This is a genomic window from Streptomyces sp. NPDC013317, assembly GCF_055563155.1.
Window position 1 is genome coordinate 2,769 of the sequence record NZ_JBVHDX010000018.1, and the last position, 20,772, is coordinate 23,540.

Below are 20,772 nucleotides of genomic sequence, written 5' to 3' on the forward strand. Positions count from 1 at the left end.
GGCGGGGTGGGGGGGCGCGGGGGCGCCGCAGGGGGGGGGCAGCGGGCGCGGGCGGGCGTGCCGGGGCCGCCCGTGCGGGTGGGGCGGGGCGCGGTTAGCGCGCCGCCCGCCACGGAGTCCGTGCCGGTGGTTCGTCAGTACAGCGGGTCGGGCTTCATCAGGCCGAGGGCGATGAGCGCCCGTGAGGCGAGACCCACCGCGGTGATCCCCAGGACCTGGGCCGGCTTGAACGCCGGCGGCAGGCTCATCACCGTCCTCCGCGCGGCCCGGTGACTGCTGTGCGGGCCGAACAGCCGGTAGACGTGCGGCGTCTGGGAGCCGCACCAGAGCCGGAGGGCCAGCCGCGGGTCCAGGACCAGGGCCGGGTGCCACGGGAGGCAGCCCAGCACCTTGGCGAAGTCGAGCATGTAGTGGTTGTAGTGGACCAGGGTCCGCAGGTCGGGGTTGCCGTGGAAGACCTCGTTCTCGTACGACGCCTGCCGCTCGATGAGGTTCTGGAGCCGCACCCGGTCCGGCAGTGCCTTCTTCCCGCTGCACAGCAGGGCGAAGTAGCGGCTCTGCATCTCGGAGCAGGCCGGAACCCCGCCCGCGGCCGGCCGCGCCCAGCCGATGAAGACCACGCCGAGGCCGAGATCCGGATGGATCATGTGCTTGTACAGCCTGCGCACGTCGGTGACGTTCACGTCCTTGAGGATGCTGAAGTCCTCGACGTACCCGGTGTTGAGCATGATCGTGTCGATCTTCTCGCGCCGGCCGTCCTTGAAGAGGACGTAGTCCTTGCCGAGCCGCTCGATCCCCGAGCCGTTGACCGTGAGGGTGCTGTCGACGATCCGGTGGATGAACGCGTCGTTCTTCGTCAGGAAGTGGTTGAAGAAGTGCGGGTTCTTCGAGTTCCAGTCGGCCACGGCGCGGGCGGCGGCGGTCTTGCCCCGGCTCTTGTTCCGGTTCATCCCGAGCCGCATGAAGGTGCCGGCGGCGGCCAGGGGGACCGAGTGCAGCAGCTGCGAGGTGTACGCGTCGTTGGTGAACGGCCGCCCGGCCGGGTACCGCTCGACGATCGGCTGGTAGCGCCGTACGGACAGGGTGCAGCTCTCCGTCACCTGGGCGATCTCGTTGACGACGTCCGCCGCCGTCTCGCCGATGCCCACGCAGAGGACCCGCTTGCCGCGGAACGGCTCGGCGTTCCGGTAGTGGGCCGAGTGGACGATCTCACCCGCGAAGTCCTCCTGTCCTGGCAGGTCGATGTAGTTCGGCACCCGGTGCGTTCCGGTGGAGATTGCCACCGAGTCGAACCGGTGCACCGCCCTGTTCTCGGGCGCGTCCACCGGGGCGACCTCGACGTCGTACCCGCCGCTGTCGTTCTTCGCCACGCTCAGCACGTCGGTCCCGTACCGGATGGTGGGGCCCAGGTCGAACTTCTCGGCGAAGTCCCGCAGGTACTGCCGGTACTCGGCGGCGGACCAGTACAGCCGCTCCTGGCCCAGCGGCGGAGGGAAGCTGGAGAAGGTCATCATGTAGTTGGAGATGGTGAGCATCGTCGAGTCGTAGGCGCCCGCCTCGTCGGCTCCGACCGATTCCCGGAACACCCCGCCGAGATCGGTGTTGCGGTCGAAGCAGGTCACCTCATGACCCTCGTCCAGCAGCTCCTTGATCGCCACCAGACCCGATGGGCCGGCGCCGATGACACAGACACTCTTCCTCATGCTTACCTCTCCGCCTCGGAGTGTGTTCTCTGATGTGACGTGCTCTCGCTGGGGCCGGACACTCCGGTCGGGTCAGCGGCTTTCGAAATGGACCGGCAGGCTCTCGTAGCCGGTGAGGAAGTTGGAGAAGAGGGGCCGGGGTGTCCCGCGCAGCTCCATCCGCGCCACCTGCTCCACCAGCGCGCCCAGCAGCGCCCGCAGTTCGGCCCGCCCCAGGAAGGCGCCCAGGCAGTAGTGCGGCCCGTGGCCGAACGACAGGTGCCGGTTGGGGGTGCGGGACAGATCGAACCGGCGCGGCTCGGCGAAGACCGACTCGTCGTTGTTGGCCGAGATGTTCCACAGGGTGACGATGTCGCCGTCGCGGATCAGCTCTCCGCCGACCTCGAAGTCCTCGACGGCGGTGCGTGCGAGGTGGATCCCCGGGGTCGCCCAGCGGATCACCTCCTCCACCGCCGTGTCGAGGGAGACACGGCCCGACCGCAGGGCGTCCCACTGGTCCGGGTTCTCGATGAGCGCCAGCACCGCGCAGATCGCCGAGAGCCGGGACGTCTCGTCGCCGCCGAGAATCAGGCTGTAGCAGTTGACGGCCATCTCCTCGACGGTCAGCCGCCGGCCCTCGAACTCCGCGGTCGCCAGCATGCTGATGACGTCGCTGCCCGGATCGTCGCGACGCTCCTGGGCCAGTTCCATGAAGTACAGCACGATCTCGTTGCGGGCGCCGATCGCGTCGAGCGCGCTGCTGTCCGCGCGGTCCGACGAGAGCGCCATCTTGTTCCACTGCAGCAACTGCCCGCGGTCCGCGGCCGGAATGGAGAGCAGATCGCAGATCGTGTTCATCGGGATCTTCTCGGCCACCTCGGCCGCGAAGTCGCACGTTCCCTTTTCGACCACGGCCGACATGAGTGCGTCGGTACGCTGCCGGACCTTTTCGACGACCTCGCCGAGGACCCGTGGGGTGAACGCGGTGAACATGAGATTCCGCAGGCTGCGGTGGCGTGCGCCGTCGGTGACCGCCAGCATGCTTCCGCCGGCCGAGTCATCGCCGCGCAGCACGACGTCGAGGACGTTTCCGCGGGCGGAGATCAGAGCCGGATGATGGAAGAGCGACTGGATGTCCGCGTAGCGGGACACCACCCAGAAACCGGGGTTCCGGTCCGTGGGCTCGTGCCAGTAGACGGGACGCCGCGCACGCACCTCGCGCCAGAACTCGTGCACGTCGTTCTCGGCGAAGGTGGCCGGGTCGGTCAGGTCCAGTGAACGAACATCGAGAGCGGGCTGACTCATTGCCTCAGATTGACAGCGGGCTCCCGGTGCCGCGCGGAATCTTGCCGGTTCCTTTCCGCCACGGCCCGCTGCCGGGACGGGGGTTCGGTACGCCCGACCTGCGGTCGGCGGGCCTGCCCACCCGCGTATTCCGGCCGCCCGGCGAGGTGTTGCGAAAGGCGGCCTCCGACGCGTGGTACCTCCTGATTGTCCGACGGCATCTCAGGCCTAGACTCTGCGACCTCGGGGCCGCCCGCATAGCGGCGTCGACGGCACGGAACAGCGAAGGAAGCGGAACCTGTGCAGTCCCCCAACACGAGGCCCGGCAGGATCGGGCGATCGCCTCGTCTGTCCCGAGAGACGATCCTCGTCGCCGCGCAGCGCGTGCTCGACGAGGAAGGGGCCGAGCACCTGTCCATGCGCCGCCTGGCCAGGGAGCTGTCCAGTACGCCCATGGCCCTGTACCGCCATGTGCGGGACAAGGACGAGCTGCTGATGCTCCTGCTGGACGCCCACGTCCGGCGGATCCCCCGGCCTGAGTTCCCCGACGACCCGCGTGAGCGGGTCGTCGCCGGCGCCCAGGTGCTCCACGGCATCCTCGAGGGCTGCCCCTGGGGGGTGGAGGTCCTCGCCTCCGACAGGTTCGTGAGCACCTCGGCTACATGGATCGTGGAGAGCATCGTGGACGCTCTGGTGCTCTGCGGGCTGAGCCCGGCCGACGCCGTCTACGCCTATCGCGTCATCTGGTTCTGCCTCGTCGGCGAGCTGACGGCGCGGCCCTTCAGGGAGCGGGTCATGGTCTCGGCCGAGGACCGCCGACAAGCCCTCGAAGCGGTGATCGACGGGCTCCTCAGCCAGAACACCCCGTGATGAGGCCGGGCTCCCACCGCCCGAGAATCCGGAATCTATAGTTCCGTTATAGCGGCCACTTAGCCTCTCCTAAGTCGAGCTTGACCAGGGCGGTTCCGAGGCCAGAATGAGGGCGATCCGATTTTTCGTACGCGTATGCTGCGGTCATGCGTCCTTGCGGTGACGAAGGGGGAGCCGGGTGAGTATTGACGTCCTGGTATTCGATGAACTGCATTTGTCCCGGGCCTCACTCACGGCATTACTGGACCGGCGTGGCGAGATCAGGGTCGCCGGAGCGGTGGACACCAACCGGGCCGCTCTCGAGTTCGCGGAACTGTGCCGGCCCGATGTGACGATCATGAGCTACGAAGGCCGGGACGACGAAACCATCGAAATAGCCGAGAAGATATCGAGCCTGCCGGACTGCCGCACCCTTCTGCTGGCCACCGCCTGCACCCGGTCGGTCGTCCGCCGTGCATTCACGGGCGAGATCGCCGGCATGGTCCGGCGCAATGTCTCTCCCGGGCGATTCCTCGAGGCCATTCGCATGGTGCATCAGGGCGAGCGGGTATTCGACGCGGCGCTGACCGTCGCGGCGGTGGCGAACGAGGACTGTCCCCTGAGCGTACGTCAGCTCTCCGTTCTCGAACTGCTCTCCCGTGGGGACACGGTCGTGGAGATCGCGGGAAAGCTGTGCCTTTCCGAGGGCACCGTGCGCAACTATCTCTCCGACGTGGTGACGAAGCTGGGCGTGCGCAACCGGATCGACGCGTTGCGCGTCGCGCGGGACGCGCACTGGATCTGAACCGAGGCCCCGTTCCGGATTCCCCCGGTGCGGCCGTCCAGGCCGGGTGACGAACACACGCCCGGCCGTTCGCTTCGCCCGTTGCCGAGCGCCGATCAGCCCTCATACGCTGGCCGGGAATTCGACCGGATCGACGTCATTCGAATTCTCCGAATTCACCGTCCGGCCGGCCGCCACCTCTCAACGGTTCGGAGAGCTGATCCCATGGAATCCCGCAGCCGACGCGTCGGCCGGCCACGCCGTCTCTCGCGGGAGGCGATCCTCCGCAGCGCCGAGCGGATCCTCACCGAGGAGGGGGCGGAACACCTCTCCATGCGCCGCCTGGCGAAGGACATGTCCAGCACGCCCATGGCGCTCTACCACCACGTCAGGGACAAGGACGAACTGCTGCTCCTCCTGCTGGAGGTGCGCACCGAGCGCCTTCCCCCGGCCGAGCTGCCGCGCGAGCCCCGCGAGCGACTCCTCGCCGGCGCCCGCAGTCTCCACGAGATACTCGCCGACAGCCCCTGGGCGATGGACGCGCTGACCCCGGACGGCCGCGTGAACACGCCCACGCGACGGATCGTCGAGACCATGATCGACGCCGCGGTCGCCTGCGGACTGAACCATGAGAGGGCCCGCCACGCCTACCGCGTGATCTGGTACTACACCCTCGGCGAGCTCCTCGTCCGCTTCCACCGGGAGCGTGCCCGGCGGCAGGGTGACAGCACGCCCTGGGAGCGGGCCATGCTCTCGCTCGACCCGGTCGCCTTCCCTCTCCTCGCCGGGCTCGGGGCCCAGTTGACCGAGATCGCGGGCACGGTCCACTACCAGCGGGGACTCGAAGCCGTCGTCGACGGACTCCTGCGCCAGGGCGCGTGACCGGTCGCCGAGGCGGCGGCGCCTCGCCGCGCACCGTCGCGCCTCTCCCGGTGAGCCGGTACGGGGTCAGGTGCCCGACCACGACCTGAACCGGCGCAGCCCGTAGAGCAGGGGCGGCCGCTGACGGTGCCGGACGATCCGGCGCACCTCGCCGAAGACGATCACATGGTCGCCGACGGTCTGGGTCAGGGACACCCCGCAGTCCGCCACCGTGTGCGCGTCACGCACCAGATGGGGCCCGGAGGCGTCGGGGTCCTGCTCCCAGGGGAGCAGCTCGAACCGATGCGGATTTCCCGAGGCGAACAACTCGGCCGCGTCCTGTGCTCCTTCGTGCAGCAGGTTCACCGTGAAGGCGCCGCGGTCCAGGGCGGCGCCCAGGGTCGGGCTGCCCGCGCGCAGGCAGACCAGCAGCGTCGGCGGCGTGAGGGCGACGCTGCACACCGAGGAGCAGGTCATGCCCCACGGCGCGCCGGCCGCGTCCACGCTGGTGACCACACCCACCCCGGTGGGGAAGCCGCTCATCATGGCGCGGAACTCGCCGGGCGTCGCTCCGGCCACCGTGACCTGGGGCGAGTCGGAGGCCGTGGTCGAGTGCTCGCTCATCGGGTGCTGCCTTCCGTCGCCACGGCACGGGGGAGTACGGCGGGTTCCGGCACGGCGCCGCGTCGCTCGGCCCGGTCGACGACCTGGAGCAGCGGCCCCGTCATGGCCGTCGTCGCCAGAGCCATCACCACCAGGGCGAGGACCAGCGGCGCGGGCAGGATGCCCGCGCTGTACCCGGCCTCGATCACGATCAGTTCGGTCAGCCCGCGGGTGTTCATCAGGACCCCGATCCGCAGCGCCGGGAGGCGGGGCGAGCCGGCGAACCGCGCCCCCACGTAGCCGCCCAGCAGCTTGCCCACGCAGCCCAGCACCAGCGTGCCGACGATCAGAGTCCAGGACGCGGCGGTGAACGCCTTGATGAGCACGGTGACGCCGGTGACCACGAAGAAGATCGGCGTCAGCATCCGTCCGGTGCGCGACACGGCGTCCACCGGCTTGGCCCAGGGGGCGAGGTCCTCACCCGGGATCGCCAGGCCGACCATCGCGGCGCCGACGATGGCGGTCATACCGAAGTGCTCGGTCAGCATCGCCGTACCCAGCGCCGCACCGCCCAGGAGGATCGCTGTGGTCCTCGGCATCCGGCGGCAGAGCCGGCGCGCCGTGCCGGTGCGCAGCCCGAGCCGCAGCAGGAGGGCGCAGCTGCCGCCCGCGAGGAGTGCGCCGAAGGATTCCCACAGCCCTCCGAGATGGCCCGCGCCGAGCCCGATGGCGAGGGTGAGCAGGATCCAGCCCATGCTGTCCATGACGATGGCGGAGGCCAGCGAGAGTCTGCCTTCGGCCGAGTCGTTCAGGCCCCGGTCACCGAGGATCCGGGAGAGCACGGGCACTGCGGTGATCGACATCGTCACCGCGACCATCAGGAAGAAGGCGGGCAGGGGCACATGGCCGCGGGCCGCCTCGTCGTGGGTGAGCCCGATCAGGCCCACCAGCAGCAGGCCCGTGGTGAGCGGCACCACGAAGGCGCCCGCGGTCAGCGCCGTGAGCGCCTGCCGCGGCGGGCCGCCTGGGCCCGGCCGCAACTTGTGCGCGAGGCCGACCAGATAGAGCACGAGCCCCGTCTGACCGACCAGCTTGAGTACGTCGATGACGGCGGCCGGTAACAGGGCGTCGAACAGGGCCCGGTCGGACAGGGCGAGCACGACGGGTCCGACCAGCAGGCCGACCGTGACCTCGCCGACCACCTCCGGCTGACGCAGCCACCGGGCGGCGGCCCGGCCCGCGCGGGCCAGGAGCAGGAGGGCGGCGAGCGCCACGATCACGTGCGCGGCTCGTGCGAGGAACTCCGAGGGATCCATGATGGTGGGGGCCTTTCGTGGCCGTTCCGGTTCGGTGGGTCCTGACAGGGGCGGCGCGGCGGTCGTGGGCCCGCGCCGGCGTTCCGGCGGGCGGTGCGTCGAGGAGCCGGCCGTCGATGCCGGGCCGATGCCGGTGCGGGTGCCGGTGCCGGTGGCGGTGGCGTGGGTCGGTGGCGTCGGCCGGACCGGTCGACGAGCGCGTCAGCGCCGTTCCGGGACCTGCGGATAGCGAGCGGCGATCGCCTCGCTCGCCCTGGGGCCGCGGGCGAAGAGGAAGGCGGCCGTGTCGAGACGCCGGCCGGTCACCCGGTCCACCACGACCGGGTCCGCCTCGGCACCCGTCGCGGCGTCGACCACGATCAGGCTGCGGTCCTCCGGGCACAGCCGGTGGTTGCCGTACGCGGCCATGGCCAGGATGAGCGGGCGCAGGGCGCGGCCGGCGTCGGTCGGCCGGTACGTCCGGTCCTCCGGCGCCGCCGCCTGGTCCTCGGTGTCGAGCAGGCCCCGCGTGACGAGCTGGTCCATCCGCTCCCGGAGGACCTCGGCGGGCGTCTCCAGGTTGCGGCGGATCACCTCGAACCGGTCATGGCCGTCGAGGACCTCGTGCAGGATCTCCAGGGTCCACCACGGGCCGATGACCCCGACGGTACGAGCCAGCGGGCAGTCGGGGATCCGCGCCTTCGGGCCGGCCTGCCGGGAGGGCTCCGTACGTCCACCGTCCGTGCCGCTCACGCGTTCGCCACTCACCGTCAGCTCCCCCTGGGTGATCGGAAACGTCTGTGGACCCAGCCTGTTCCGTCGCCGGGCCCCGGGCGGGCGACCGGAAAGAAAACGGCAAGACCCGGTCGGGGCCGCCGGGCCGGCCGGAACGCCCGAAGGGCGGTTCCGATCAGCGAGTTCGGCTCTACGGCGCCGGGGGAGCGGCCTGGGAGAGCAGTCCGTCGACGAGGACTCCGAGGGTGGCGGGAAAGGTGTCCCGCGCCGCCAGCGCCGTCCACCGGTCGTTGAGGGCGGTCAGGTGCGGCAGCTGGTCCGGGTCGAGATCGTTGACGAAGGCACCGCCGTCGACGGACGGGACCTCCTCCGACCCCACCGCCTCCTCCTCCGTCTCCGGCGCTTCGGAGGAGTGGTCGCGGATGAGGACCTCGCCGACCGTGAAGTACCAGATGTTGCGGAAGACCTGCACGGCCTGTTCGGGCGTGCACCCGTGGTCGACGGCGCCGGACAGGATGTCCTCGATGAGCCGGAGGGCCGGGGTGCTGAGCCGGGAGATGAACCGGTCGCCGGTGAGGACCTCGGCGGACAACGGCCATTCGGTGAGGGCGTCGTGGATCGCGGTGGCCGCCGCGACGACGCGGTCCCGCGGCTCGTCCGACGGCTCCGGGTGGGGAATCTGCTGCGCGTACTCGTGGATCAGGAGCAGCAGCAGGTCTTCCTTGTCCCGCACGTGGTGGTAGAGCGTCGTCGCCCCGATGCCGATCTCGGCGGCCAGTCCGCGGATCGTGAGCTTCTCCCAGCCGCTCTCGTCGATGAGCCGGCGGGCGACGGTGATGATCTGCGTCCGGGAGGTCACGGGCGGGCGGCCGACCCGGCCGTGCGTGGGTTTGGTACGTGGCACGGTCCCATCATGCCTTTCCGTGAGGGCCGTGATGACCTCGGTTTCGTGCGCCCGGCACCGGTGCGGACCCGGTCGCCGGGTGGCGGTCCCGCCGCCGCCACGAGCCCGGAGCGCGGGCGGCGGCGACGGGCGGGACCACGTCCGAGAGGGGGAGGAGATGCCGGGTCGACCCCGGGAGACCCCGGTGAGGGCCCCCGGGTCCACCCGGGACCCTCACCGCGACCGGGTCGCCTTCAGGGCCTTCTTGTCGATCTTGCCCACCGGGGTGTGGGGCAGGTCGGAGACGATGATCAGTTCGTCCGGGAGCTTGTACGACGCCAGTCCGCGGCCCCGGATGTGGTCCCTGACCGCACGCAGTGTGACCTGGTCCGCGGCCTCGACCGCGTCACCGTTGAGGACGACGAACACACAGAGCCGCTCGTCGAGTTCGTCGTCCGGGACGCCGACCACCGCGGTGTCCCGGACCAGCGGGTGCGTCAGTACGTGGCCCTCCACCTCCTCGGCCGAGACCTTCTCGCCGAGGTGATGGATGATGTCCTTCAGCCGGCCCTCGATGACGACGTTCCCGTCCCCGGTCATCCGGGCCAGGTCGCCGGAGCGGTAGAAGCCGTCCGCGGTGAACGACCGGCGGTTGTGGTCCGGCGCGGCGAAGTAGCCCCGGATCGTGTACGGGCCACGGGTGAGCAGCTCCCCGATCTCACCGGTGGCGACCTCGCGGTCCTCGGAGTCGACGATCCTGATCTCGTCGTCCGGGCAGACCGGCCTGCCCTCGGTGCCGAAGACGACCTCCGGCGGGTCCTCCGGACGCGTGTGCGTGATCAGCCCCTCACCGATGCCGTACACGTTCATCAGCCGGCAGCCGAGGCTCTCGCTCACCCGGGCCGCCGCGGCGGGACCGAACTTGGAGCTGCCCACCTGGATGGTCACCCCGGACATGTCGACCGGAGTGGTCCGCGCGGCCTCCGCCCACAGCAGGGCCAGCGCGGGGACCAGCGTCGTCAGTGTCACCCCCTCGCGCTCGATCAGCGGAAAGACGTGGTCGGGGCTGGGGTTGGCGGCCAGGACGGCCTTCCCGCCGAGGATCACCGCGCCCAGCGCCCCCGGGCAGCCGAGCGCGGCGTTGTGCGGCACCGGGTTCGCGGCGAGGTAGACGCCGCTGTCGTCGAACTCCACGACCCGGGCGCAGGCCGCGATGTTGTACGCGTAGTCGTCGTGGGTCCGGGGGATCAGCTTCGGCACACCGGTGGTTCCGCCCGACAGCAGCAGCAGCGCCACCTCGGAGGAGTCGACCGGCGCGAGCTCCCGCACGTCGGACCGGGCGAGTTCGGAGAGCGGGGTGAACTCCGCCGCGTCGCCGTCGACCACGACGTGCCGCAGACCGGGGGCGTCCCGGCGCACCTCGCGGGCCAGCGCCCGGTAGTCGAAGCCCTGGAACCGGTCGGGGCCGATGTAGGCCACCGCGTCGGAGGCGCGCGCCAGATGGAGGATCTCGTCGCGACGGTGACCGGGCAGCGCGAGGACCGGGATCGCGCCGATGCTGAACAGCGCGACGACGGTGGACAGGAAGCCGATCCTGTTCGGCAGGTGCACCACCACCCGGTCGCGGTGGCCGATGCCGAGATCGAGCAGACCGGAGGCGACACGGTCGGCCTCTTCGGTCAGCTCGGCGTAGCTCGTGCGCCGGGTCGCGTCCACGGCCGCCGTCTTTCCCGGGTGGCGCCCGGCACTGGCGTCGACCAGCTGACGCAGGGAGGCCCCTGCCCAGTAGCCGGCGCGGCGGTAACGTTCGGCGAAGTCGGGTGGCCAGGGAACGAACCCGTCCAGCATGTGTCCTCCTCGGGTTGAGACGTCCTCAGGTTCGTCCACCGGCTCCCACGGCCGTGTCAATCCCGACAGAGCTTTGACAGATTGCCCCGGCCGGTCGGCGGGTTTCGGTGAAGCTCGGTGCCGTGAATCGCATACAGACGCGTGACCGAGGTTGGGTGCGGGCCCTCAACAGCGTGGAGCGCCCGGCCCGTCGGCTGGTGTGCTTTCCACACTCCGGAGGTTCGGCGGCGACCTTCCGCGCCTGGGCACCGGCCGTGCCCGGCGACTGCGAGCTGCTGGCCGTGCAGTATCCGGGGCACGCCGACCGGATCGCCGAGGAGCCCGCGAGCAGCGTGACGGGGATCGCGGCCCACGTCGCCCTGGACCTGTGCGGCCTGGAACCCGTTCCGTGCGCCCTGTTCGGGCACAGCCTCGGCGCGCTCGTCGCGTACGAGACCGCCCGCGAGCTGCAGCACCGGGCGAGGCCCGTGCGGAACCTGTTCGTCTCGGGTGCTCCGGCACCGGGCCGGGCGGGCGGCGGGACCACGCACCTGGCGACCGACGACGACCTGTGGTCCGGACTGCGGGCGCTCGGCGGGATCGACCCCGCCGTCGCCGAGGACGCCGAACTGAGGGAGCTGCTGCTGCCGGTCGTCCGGGCGGACATCAGACTCAACGAGACCTACCGGCCCGACCCGTACGCCGAGCCGCTCGACTGCCGGATCCGCTGCTACCGCGCCACCGAGGACCCCCTGGTCGACGGTGACCGGCTGGCGGCCTGGGCCGAGGTCGGCACCGGCCCTGTCAGTGCACGGACCTGGCCGGGCGGACACTTCGACCTCGTCTCGGACCCGGCGGAGCTGATCGCCGATCTCGTCGCGGCCTTCGCGGAGGGTGTGGTCGTCCGATGACCCTGGCCGGAAAGTCGGTCGTGGTGACCGGAGCGGCGACCGGCATCGGCCGCGGGATCACAGAATGCCTGCTGAAGGCGGGCGCCGGTGTGACGGCCGTGGGGCGCCGCGAGGAACCGCTGCGGGACCTGGCGGACCGGTACGGGGCCGCCGTCGCATGGCTGGCCCAGGACGTCGGCGCGCCCGGCGCCGCCGAACGGATCGTCGCGACGGCGACCGACGGCTTCGGCAGGATCGACGCGGTCGTCAACAACGCGGGCCTGGCCCGGTTCGGCCGGCTCGACGAGACCGACCCCGCGCTGTTCGACGCGATGTTCGCCGTCAACGTCCGTGCGCCCGCCGAGCTGACGCGCCAGGCGCTGCCCCAGCTGCGGGCCAACCGCGGCAGCGTCGTCAACATCTCGTCCGTGGGCGGCGTCGTCTCCATGCCGGGGCGCGCCTTCTACGGCGCGACCAAGGCGGCGGTCAACAGCCTGACGCGCTCGCTGGCGAGGGAACTCGCCCCGGACGTACGGGTGAACGCCATCCTCCCGGGCCCGGTGGACACGCCGATGTGGAGCGAGACCGGCCTGGACGAGGCGGGCACCGAGCAGTTGCGTGTCGACCTCCTCGCGTCGACCCCGATGGGGCGGTTCGGAGAGGACACGGAGATCGGCCGATGGGTGTGCCTGCTGCTCGACACGGAGACGTCGGGCTGGGTCACCGGTGCGCTGATCCCGGTCGACGGTGGGCGCACGGCGTGACCGATCGTGCGCGTCCGAAAGAAGAACCCAACGGAGCAAAGGTGGTACGAGCGTGAGCCGGGACATCCTGTCCGCCGCGGAATCGATTCCTTCGTCGTGTCTGCACCGCATCTTCCGGGCCGCCGAGCGGCGCGAGGCGGAGTCCGGCGCCGAAGTGGTGAAGCTGCACGTCGGCGACCCCTACTTCAACCCCTCCGACGACGTCGCCGACGCGTTCGTCGACGCCGTGCGCCGGGGCGACACCAAGTACACCGGCGTGGAGGGCCTGGGCGAGCTCCGCGAGGCGGTCGTCGACAAGCTCCGCACCGACAACGAGGTGGACAGCGCGGTCTCCCGGCTGCTGATCACCCCCGGGTCGTGCCAGGGCCTGGCCGCGCTGCTGCAGACGCTGGCCGAGCCCGGCGCCGAGATCCTCATCCCGGAGCTCCACTGGCCCGTCCACCTCCAGCAGGCCCTGCTCGCCGGGTTCCGGCCGGTGCTGTACCCGCTCGGTCCCGGTCTGCGCCCCGACCCCGAGGTGATCGCCGCCGCAGCGACCGAGCGCACCCGGGTCCTGCTCGTCAACTCCCCGGCCAACCCGACCGGCGTGGTCCTGGACCGGGACGAGCTGCGGAGCCTGCTCGACCTGGCCCGCGCCCGCGGCTGGCACGTCATCAGCGACGAGGCGTACGAGCACTTCCTCTACGACAGCGAGCACACCTCGGTGGCCTCGCTGGAGCGCGACGTCCCGCCGGCCGAGCGCATCGTCCACAGCGTCTTCAGCTTCTCGAAGAGCTTCGCGATGACCGGCTACCGGCTGGGCTACGTGGCGCTGGCCGACGACCGGGCCGCCGACGTGATGAAGGTCGTCCAGGAGGCGAACATCATCGGCACGTCGACCCCCGTGCAGCATGCCGGGATCGCCGCGCTGAACAGCCGCGCCGAGTCGACGGCGGTCAACCGCAAGAAGGTGCAGCACAACAGGGACGTGATCCTGTCGCCGCTCGTCGAGGCCGGGCTCCTGCGCGAGCTGCCGGCCGGCGGCTGGTACGCGATGCTCGACGTGGCCCGGACCGGCCTCGACGCCGAGACGTTCGCGACCCGGCTCCTGGAGACCAAGGGCGTCGCGGTCGTACCGGGCGAGGGCTTCGCCATGCGGCCCGACGCGGACGACCGGGGCCGCGTCCACTCCCACGACTACGCCCCCTGGGCGCGGCACCTGGTCCGGGTCGCGTTCTGCGTGGACCCGACGGCCCTGGAGACCGGGGTGACCCGCCTCCTGGAGTTCGTCGACGAGTGCGGCGACGGCGCGAACGTCGCGGCACGGTGAATCCCGATCAAGCCGGCCGGTGCGAAGGAAGTGAGGACGTCATGAGCAAGAGTGTTGTCATCGTGGGTGGCGGGACCGCGGGCTGGATGACCGCCTCGTATCTGAAGGCGGCGTTCGGCGACCGGCTGGCGGTCACCCTCGTCGAATCCAGGAACGTGCCCACGATCGGTGTGGGCGAGGCCTCGTTCAGCACGATCCGCCACTTCTTCGCCTATCTCGGCCTCGAAGAGTCGGACTGGATGCCGGAGTGCCACGCGACCTACAAGCTGGGTATCCGCTACGACAACTGGCGGGCCGAGGGGCACCACTTCTACCACCCCTTCGAGCGGCCCCGGACGGTCGAGGGCGTCTCCCTCGCCGACTGGTGGCTGCGGAAGAAGCCCAGCGCGGACTACGACCGGGACTGCTCCGTGATCGCCGCGCTCTGCGAGGCGAAGAGCTCGCCCCGGCAGTTCGAGGGCAGCCTCCTCGCGCTCGGCGCCGGTGAGCAGGATCCGGCGGCCGTGGGCCGGTCCACCATGGCCCAGCAGACGACGCAGTTCCCGTACGCCTACCAGTTCGACGCGACGTTGCTCGCGAAGCTCCTCACGGGATACGGCACCGACCGCGGCGTCCGGCACGTGCTGGACGACGTCGTCGACGTCGCGGTGGACGAGCACGGCGACATCAGCCACGTCCGCACCAAGGAGAGCGGCGACCTCTCGGGCGACCTCTTCATCGACTGCACCGGTTTCCGCAGCATGCTGCTCAACAAGAAGCTCGACGTGCCGTTCCTCTCCTACCAGGACACCCTTCCCAACGACAGCGCGGTCGCGCTGCGCGTGCCGATGGAGATGGCCGACCAGGGGATGGGCCCGTACACCCGGGCCAGCGCCCAGGCCGCCGGCTGGATCTGGACGATCCCGCTCTACGGCCGGACCGGCACGGGCTACGTCTACGCGAGCGACTACTGCACCCCGGAGGAGGCCGAGCGCACGCTGCGCGCGTACGTCGGGCCGGCCGCCGAGGACCTGGAGGCCAACCACATCCGCATGCGGATCGGTCGCAGCGAGAACTCCTGGGTGAACAACTGCGTGGCGATCGGGCTCTCCAGCGGCTTCGTCGAGCCGCTCGAGTCGACCGGCATCTTCTTCATCCAGAACGCCATCGAGCAGCTGGTCAAGCACTTCCCCGGCGGCCGCGAGGACGAGCAGCTGCGCGTCTCGTACAACCGGCAGGTGGCCAACGTGATGGACGGCGTACGGGAGTTCCTCGTGCTCCACTACGTCGCCGCCAAGCGGAACGACAACGCGTACTGGCGTGACGCAAAGACCCGTACGATGCCCGACGCGCTGGCCGGCCGCATCGAGCAGTGGAAGGCGAAGCTCCCCGACGCGGACACGATCTTCCCGTACTACCACGGCTTCGAGCCCTACTCCTACACCGCGATGATCCTGGGGCTCGGCGGCCTCGACGTCCAGCCGCTGCCCGGCCTGGCCCTGATGGACGACATCGCCGCGGTCAAGGAGCTCCAGCTGGTCCGGGACCAGGCCAGGACCCTGGTCGAGACGCTGCCGAGCCACGCGGACTACATCGCCCACGTCCACCGCCGGAGGACAGCCGGCGCCTGAGGAACGACCTCCCCATGGACCGGAGCCGGGGGGGGGGGGGGGGGGGCCCCCACCCCCCCCCCCCCCCCCCCCCCCCCCCCCCCCCGCCCCTCTCGCGGTCCTGATCAGTCCTCCGCGACCGCCAGGAGGGCCTCCAGCAGCGGCCCCAGCCGCGTCGTACGCTCCTGGGGCAGCCCCTCGGCCACCGCGCGGGGCAGCGCCTGGTCCACCCCGTGGACGACCGACAGATGGCGCCGGCCGCGGCCGAAGGCCGTGTAGACCCAGGCCCGGCTCAGCCCCTGCGCCGCGTCGCCCGGCAGCACCACGACCGCCGCCGGCCAGCACATCCCGGCCGCCTGGTGCGCCGTGAGCGCCCAGCCGTGCCGCAGCGCGGACTCCACCCGGTCCTTCGGTACGACGAGCTTCCCGCCCTCGCACTCCAGCCGAAGACCCTCGGTGTCGGCCGAGACGACCGTCCCGGTCACCGTCCGCCCCGGGGCCGGAACGTACGCCACGCGGTCGCCCGGGTCGAAGCCGCCGAAGCGGCCGGGGCCGGGGTTGAGTCGCTGCTTGATCGCCGCGTTCAGCGCGCGGGTGCCCGCCGAACCGCCATGGCCGACGGTGATCACCTGGGTCTGCTCGGTGGGCACGCCGATCGCGCGGGGAATCGAGTCGGCGACGAGCTGGACCGTGCGGTGGACGGCCTCGCCCGCGTCGCGGACGGGGACGATCACGACCTCCTTGCCCGGGGCCTCCACCTGGTTCAGCTCACCGACGCCGATGCCGGAGACCAGCTCGCCGATCGGCCCGGGGTCGGGGATCCGCGAGGCGATCTGCGGGCACACCCGGGCCGCGAGGACATCGCCGAACACCCGGCCCGCGCCCGCGGAGCCGAGGACGCCGGGGTCGCCTCCGAGCACCAGACGGCAGCCGTCGGCCAGCGACTCCACGAGCATCGCGGCGCTCTCGACGTCCAGCTGCGGCGCGTCCAGGACGACCAGCAGGTCGAGGGCGAAGGCGCCCTCCGCGTCCCGGCCGGGTCCGGCCGTGCCGGACAGCAGCGCCGAGACCGTCAGCGCCTCCGCGCCGAGCCGGCGGACTCCGTTCTCGCTGTGCACGGCCACGGCGACCCGCAGGCCCCGCTCACGGGCGGCCTCGGCGAGCGCGACCGGCTCGCTGCGGGCCGCCTCGCCGCCGGTGTGCAGGACCAGGCCGTGGGCGCCGACGGCGCGCACGAGCTCGGGTCCCTCCCAGACCTCGCCGGACACGGTCTTCACCAGCCGGGCCAGGCCGTCCGCCAGGCTCTCCTCGGCGAGGGCGTACCGGTCGAGCCCGAGCAGGACCGGCACGTCGGCTTCGGCGGCGTCGCCGGCCGCTTCGGCGGTCTCGTCGTCCTCGTCCTCGTCGTCGACGTCCCCGGGCGTCGGCTCCTCGTCCTGGAACACCAGCACCGCGCCCTCGGACACCGCCTGGCGCAGGGCCTCGTCCGGATCCGGCACGGACAGCTTGCCGAGGCCCGCCCGCACCGCGCCGTCCTCCAGGGCCGTGTGCCCCTTCACGGCCGCCCGTTCGAGCAGCCAGGACACCAAGGCGACCGCCCGACGGGGATCGTCGGGACCGCACTCCGCGCCCAGCAGGGCACGCGCGAAGCCGTCGGCGTGCTCGGGCTGGACTCCGGGCACCGAGAGGAGGAGCCAGGGGTCCTCGCGCAGCGCTTCGGCGGCGCCCTCGCCCAGGGCTGCGGCGACCTGCCCGGTCAGCGACTCCGGCGCCCCGCCACGCGCGAGGACGGCCCGCACGGCCTCGAGCGTCTCGGGGGCCGCCGTCTGCTCGGCGGCCGGCGGGCGCGCCGTCACGACCGGCGCGGGCGCGGGCGTCGCCGTGGGCGCGGGGCGTCGTGGCGCGGGCTCGGACGGCTCGAAGAACGCGGTGTCCGGCTTCGTACCGCTCTCCACCGCCCGTACCGCCGCGAGCAGATCGGCCGCCGTGCCGCTGAGCTTCCCGCCCGCGTCGACCGGCGCCGCCTTCTCGGCCTTGCGCTGCTCGATCCTGGCCCGCAGCTCGCGCTGTGCGGCCAGCTCGGCCTGTGCCTCGGACACCTCCGCGGCCTTCGTCTCCCCGTCCGCGGAAGGGCTCGCGTCACCGGCCTCCGGGGTGCGCTCGGTCGCGGCCTCGTCGGCCTCGCCCGGCACGGGCTCGGCGGCCTCGGGAGGGGTCTCCCGCGAAGGCTCGGTCACAAGGTGCTCCAGTCCTGGTCCGGATAGCGGTGCACGGGCGCCGACACATCGTCGAGAGCCCGGCAGATCTCGTCAGGAAGACTAAGGCTCTCCACTGACAGCGCGGCCGTGAGCTGCCGCGCGTTGCGCGCGCCGACGATCGGGGCGGTCACCCCCGGACGGTCGCGGACCCAGGCGAGCGCCACCTGGAGCGGCGTCGTCGCCAGGCCGTCCGCGGCCGTGGCGACGGCGTCGACGATCCGGCTCGCCGCGTCGTCCAGGTACGGCTCCACGAAGGGCGCCATGGTCTCGGAACCGCCCCGGGAGTCGGTGGGCGTGCCGTCCCGGTACTTGCCCGTGAGCACCCCGCGCCCCAGCGGTGAGGACGGCAGCAGACCTATCCCCAGGTCCAGGGCCGCGGGCAGCACCTCCCGCTCGACGCCCCGCTGGAGCAGGGAGTACTCCATCTGCGTCGCGGCGAGGCGAGTCCGCCCCGTGCCCGCGGCCCCGAGCTGCCAGGTCCCCGCCTTCGCCAGCTGCCACCCGCAGAAGTTCGACACCCCCACGTACCGTGCCCGGCCGCTGCTCACGGCGATGTCCAGCGCCTGGAGGGACTCCTCGAGCGGGGTGTACGGATCGAAGGCGTGCAGCTGCCACAGGTCCACGTGGTCCGTGCCGAGCCGGGCCAGGGAGGCGTCGAGCGCGCCCAGCAGATGGCCCCGGGATCCGTCCATCCGCCGGTCCGGGTCGGGCACGCTCCCCGCCTTGGTGGAGACGACCAGATCCCGCCGTGGCACCAGCCGTTCCATGAGCTGCCCGAGCATGTACTCGGCCTCGCCGCCGCCGTACACGTCCGCGGTGTCGACCAGCGTGCCGCCCGCGTCCCAGAACGCCTTCAACTGGTCGGCGGCGTCGTGCTCGTCGGTGTCCCGACCCCAGGTGAGGGTGCCGAGCCCGAGCCGGGACACGCGCAGGCCGGTACGTCCGAGATGCCTCTGCTCCATGGGACGCGAGATTACTGGCCAAGACCCCACGCGGAGAGAGCCTGTGGACAACCTCCCCCTGACGGATCCCGTCGCCTCGCGCTAGAGTCCGGCGCAAGGGACGTTACTGATCGGTAAAGAGGGTGTGTGGTCATGAGGCTCGGCATCAACCTCGGTTACTGGGGCGCCGGTATGGACGGCGACAACCTCGCCGTCGCCCAGGAGGCGGACCGCCTCGGATACGACGTCTGCTGGGCCGCCGAGGCCTACGGCTCCGACGCGCCCACCGTCCTCTCCTGGGTGGCCGCCAAGACCGAGCGGATCGACATCGGCTCCGCGATCATGCAGATCCCGGCCCGTCAGCCCGCGATGACCGCGATGACCGCCGCCACCCTCGATTCGCTCTCCGGGGGGCGCTTCCGGCTCGGCCTCGGCGTCTCGGGCCCGCAGGTCTCCGAGGGCTGGTACGGCGTCAAGTTCGACAAGCCCCTGGCCCGCACCCGCGAGTACGTCGAGATCGTCCGCAAGGCCATGTCCCGCGAGCGGCTCACCTACGAGGGCGAACACTGGACGCTCCCGCTGCCGGACGGCCCGGGCAAGCCGATCAAGCTCACGGTCCACCCGGAGCGCGAGCACATCCCGCTCTACATCGCGGCGATCGGTCCGAAGAACCTGGAGCAGACCGGTGAGATCGCCGACGGCGCGCTGCTGATCTTCCCCTCCGCGGAGCACCTGGAGGAGACCGCCCTCCGCCCGCTCCGCGCGGGCCGCCAGAAGGCCGGGCTCACCATGGAGGGCTTCGACGTCCACCCCACCCTGCCCCTCGCCCTCGGCGACGACATCGACGCCCTGGCCGACATCTTCCGCCCGTACACCGCCCTGTACGTCGGCGGCATGGGGAGCCGCAAGCAGAACTTCTACAACCAGCTCGCCCAGCGCATGGGCTACGAGAAGCAGGCCGCCGAGATCCAGGACAAGTACCTGTCCGGGGACAAGGCCGGCGCCGCCGCCGCCGTACCGCGCCAGCTGATCGACCAGACCACCCTGCTCGGCTCCGTCGAGCGGATCGCCGACCGGATGAAGGCCTACGCCGAGGCCGGCGTCACGACCCTGACCCTCGCCCCGGCCGGCTTCACCCTCGACGAGCGGGTGGCGGCGCTGCGGGCGGGCACCGAGGCCCTGGAGCACGCGGGCCTCGCCTGAGGCACGTCGTCGCGCCCTGAGAGGTTCTGCGGCCGTGGTGGGGGCTCGGGGGTCTTCCCCGCCACGGCCGTCACGCTGCTCAACGCGCCACACGGCGCACGGTTACGAGCGGAACGCTCCATCTTTCAGCCGAACGGCCCCCCGCTCGTGTTGCCGGGAGGCCGGTACCGCATTTGACTCGTTCTCTGCGGACGTGCGGTGTGCGGACGCCCGCAGGGAGGTGGAGCCATGCTCACGGCCAAGGGCCTGTTCCAGGAAATCATCGACGACGACGAGTCCTTCCAGCTCTTCTGTTCCATCGCCGCCAGCGGCGAGGCCCAGGGCGGCTGGGAGAACGCGCGGATCGCGGCCCTCGTCCCGCCCGCCATGCGGGATCTCGCGCCCAAGATCACGCGGCACGGGGCCGACGAGGACAAGCACGGCCGGATCTTCAACGCGCTCCTGAAGAAGCGCGGACTCGACCCCGTGCCGGTGCCGCCCGACACCGACTACACGATGCTCCTGGAGAAGCGCGGGATCGGCCTCGCCCACGAGACGCTCCGCCGTGACGAGCCGCTGAGCGAGGAGGACGTCATCGTCTACCTCTCGCACAGCCGGGTCACCGAGCAGCGCGCCGCGGACCAGATGCGCATGCTGGTCACCTACTTCGGGGACCACCCCGAACTCGGCAAGGCCATCCACATGATCGACAACGACGAGGCCAACCACCTGGCGTACTGCCACGAGGAGCTGCTGGCCCTCGCGTACGTCGGACACGGCCGGCTCATCCAGCGCACCCTGCGCGAGTCCGCGCTCGCCGAGATCCAGGTCTACCGGGACGTCAGCCTCGCCGTGATGAGCCACATGGGACGCATCCTCGGCTGGCCCAAGGCCAAGTCGGCCGTCCTGGCCGCCGGGATCCACGGCGTGTACGCGTGGGAACGGGCCGCCGGCTGGCACAAGATGGTCGGCCTGAAGATGCCCGAGCGGCGCAACGCGCTGGGCGGTCCGATGACGCCGGCCCCCGCGTTCTGAA

General features: G+C 71.6%; 18 protein-coding genes. 9 read left to right on the top strand and 9 right to left on the bottom strand.

The genetic code is table 11. The annotated features are described in order from the left end of the window. Window positions 1–134: 134 nt before the first annotated feature. Entirely contained in the window at window positions 135–1,703 is a 1,569-nt protein-coding gene (locus ACZ3IJ_RS32400; RefSeq protein ID WP_467474102.1) for a flavin-containing monooxygenase, read from the bottom strand. Window positions 1,704–1,775: 72 nt separating this feature from the next. Continuing rightward, window positions 1,776–2,987, bottom strand: a complete 1,212-nt coding sequence (locus ACZ3IJ_RS32405) for a cytochrome P450 (RefSeq protein WP_467474104.1) — start codon at window positions 2,985–2,987, stop codon at window positions 1,776–1,778. 279 nt (window positions 2,988–3,266) lie between these two features. Here ACZ3IJ_RS32405 and ACZ3IJ_RS32410 point away from each other — a divergent pair, with 279 nt between their 5' ends. The 3 genes from ACZ3IJ_RS32410 (at window position 3,267) to ACZ3IJ_RS32420 (ending at window position 5,481) form a co-directional block, all read left to right on the top strand. Beyond that, window positions 3,267–3,836 (top strand): TetR/AcrR family transcriptional regulator, encoded by a 570-nt coding sequence (locus tag ACZ3IJ_RS32410; RefSeq protein ID WP_467474106.1) that lies wholly within the window; start codon window positions 3,267–3,269, stop codon window positions 3,834–3,836. A 178-nt stretch (window positions 3,837–4,014) separates the two neighbouring features. Further along, window positions 4,015–4,620, top strand: a complete 606-nt coding sequence (locus ACZ3IJ_RS32415) for a response regulator transcription factor (protein ID WP_391801630.1) — start codon at window positions 4,015–4,017, stop codon at window positions 4,618–4,620. A 204-nt stretch (window positions 4,621–4,824) separates the two neighbouring features. Further along, complete coding sequence (locus tag ACZ3IJ_RS32420; RefSeq protein WP_467474109.1) at window positions 4,825–5,481, top strand: TetR/AcrR family transcriptional regulator; 657 nt, start codon at window positions 4,825–4,827, stop codon at window positions 5,479–5,481. Window positions 5,482–5,547: 66 nt separating this feature from the next. Here the strand turns inward: ACZ3IJ_RS32420 and ACZ3IJ_RS32425 are convergent, their stop codons facing one another. The 5 genes from ACZ3IJ_RS32425 to ACZ3IJ_RS32445 form a co-directional block, all read right to left on the bottom strand. Beyond that, a complete protein-coding gene (locus ACZ3IJ_RS32425) occupies window positions 5,548–6,084 on the bottom strand; it encodes a flavin reductase family protein (RefSeq protein ID WP_467474111.1) in 537 nt (178 codons plus the stop codon). After that, window positions 6,081–7,379 (bottom strand): cation:proton antiporter, encoded by a 1,299-nt coding sequence (locus ACZ3IJ_RS32430; RefSeq protein WP_467474113.1) that lies wholly within the window; start codon window positions 7,377–7,379, stop codon window positions 6,081–6,083. Before ACZ3IJ_RS32430 ends, ACZ3IJ_RS32425 begins: the two co-directional genes overlap by 4 nt. A gap of 201 nt (window positions 7,380–7,580) precedes the next feature. Further along, a complete protein-coding gene (locus ACZ3IJ_RS32435) occupies window positions 7,581–8,126 on the bottom strand; it encodes a winged helix-turn-helix transcriptional regulator (RefSeq protein WP_467474116.1) in 546 nt (181 codons plus the stop codon). 157 nt (window positions 8,127–8,283) lie between these two features. Beyond that, entirely contained in the window at window positions 8,284–8,997 is a 714-nt protein-coding gene (locus ACZ3IJ_RS32440) for a TetR/AcrR family transcriptional regulator (RefSeq protein ID WP_467474118.1), read from the bottom strand. Window positions 8,998–9,210: 213 nt separating this feature from the next. Then, complete coding sequence (locus tag ACZ3IJ_RS32445) at window positions 9,211–10,824, bottom strand: (2,3-dihydroxybenzoyl)adenylate synthase (protein WP_467474121.1); 1,614 nt, start codon at window positions 10,822–10,824, stop codon at window positions 9,211–9,213. Window positions 10,825–10,946: 122 nt separating this feature from the next. On the opposite strand from ACZ3IJ_RS32445, the gene ACZ3IJ_RS32450 reads away from it, so the two are divergent. The 4 genes from ACZ3IJ_RS32450 to ACZ3IJ_RS32465 are packed head-to-tail and all read left to right on the top strand — an operon-like array spanning window position 10,947 to window position 15,376. After that, entirely contained in the window at window positions 10,947–11,714 is a 768-nt protein-coding gene (locus tag ACZ3IJ_RS32450) for a thioesterase II family protein (RefSeq protein ID WP_467474123.1), read from the top strand. After that, a complete protein-coding gene (locus tag ACZ3IJ_RS32455; RefSeq protein WP_467474125.1) occupies window positions 11,711–12,457 on the top strand; it encodes an SDR family NAD(P)-dependent oxidoreductase in 747 nt (248 codons plus the stop codon). Before ACZ3IJ_RS32450 ends, ACZ3IJ_RS32455 begins: the two co-directional genes overlap by 4 nt. Window positions 12,458–12,509: 52 nt before the next feature. After that, entirely contained in the window at window positions 12,510–13,766 is a 1,257-nt protein-coding gene (locus ACZ3IJ_RS32460; protein ID WP_467474127.1) for a pyridoxal phosphate-dependent aminotransferase, read from the top strand. A 41-nt stretch (window positions 13,767–13,807) separates the two neighbouring features. Then, window positions 13,808–15,376 carry a tryptophan halogenase family protein gene (locus ACZ3IJ_RS32465; protein WP_391801640.1) on the top strand — a complete coding sequence of 523 codons (1,569 nt, stop codon included), beginning with the start codon at window positions 13,808–13,810 and terminating at the stop codon, window positions 15,374–15,376. 104 nt (window positions 15,377–15,480) lie between these two features. Here the strand turns inward: ACZ3IJ_RS32465 and ACZ3IJ_RS32470 are convergent, their stop codons facing one another. Together ACZ3IJ_RS32470 and ACZ3IJ_RS32475 are read right to left on the bottom strand one after the other, a co-directional pair. Next, a complete protein-coding gene (locus ACZ3IJ_RS32470) occupies window positions 15,481–17,592 on the bottom strand; it encodes a helix-hairpin-helix domain-containing protein (protein ID WP_467474130.1) in 2,112 nt (703 codons plus the stop codon). Then, entirely contained in the window at window positions 17,589–18,575 is a 987-nt protein-coding gene (locus tag ACZ3IJ_RS32475; protein ID WP_391799599.1) for an aldo/keto reductase, read from the bottom strand. Before ACZ3IJ_RS32475 ends, ACZ3IJ_RS32470 begins: the two co-directional genes overlap by 4 nt. 132 nt (window positions 18,576–18,707) lie before the next feature. On the opposite strand from ACZ3IJ_RS32475, the gene ACZ3IJ_RS32480 reads away from it, so the two are divergent. Both ACZ3IJ_RS32480 and ACZ3IJ_RS32485 read left to right on the top strand, forming a co-directional pair. Beyond that, window positions 18,708–19,757: an LLM class F420-dependent oxidoreductase gene (locus ACZ3IJ_RS32480; protein ID WP_467474134.1), complete on the top strand. Its 1,050-nt coding sequence runs from the start codon at window positions 18,708–18,710 to the stop codon at window positions 19,755–19,757. Between the two features lie 228 nt (window positions 19,758–19,985). Continuing rightward, complete coding sequence (locus ACZ3IJ_RS32485) at window positions 19,986–20,771, top strand: ferritin-like domain-containing protein (RefSeq protein WP_467474137.1); 786 nt, start codon at window positions 19,986–19,988, stop codon at window positions 20,769–20,771. Window position 20,772: the final 1 nt, after the last annotated feature.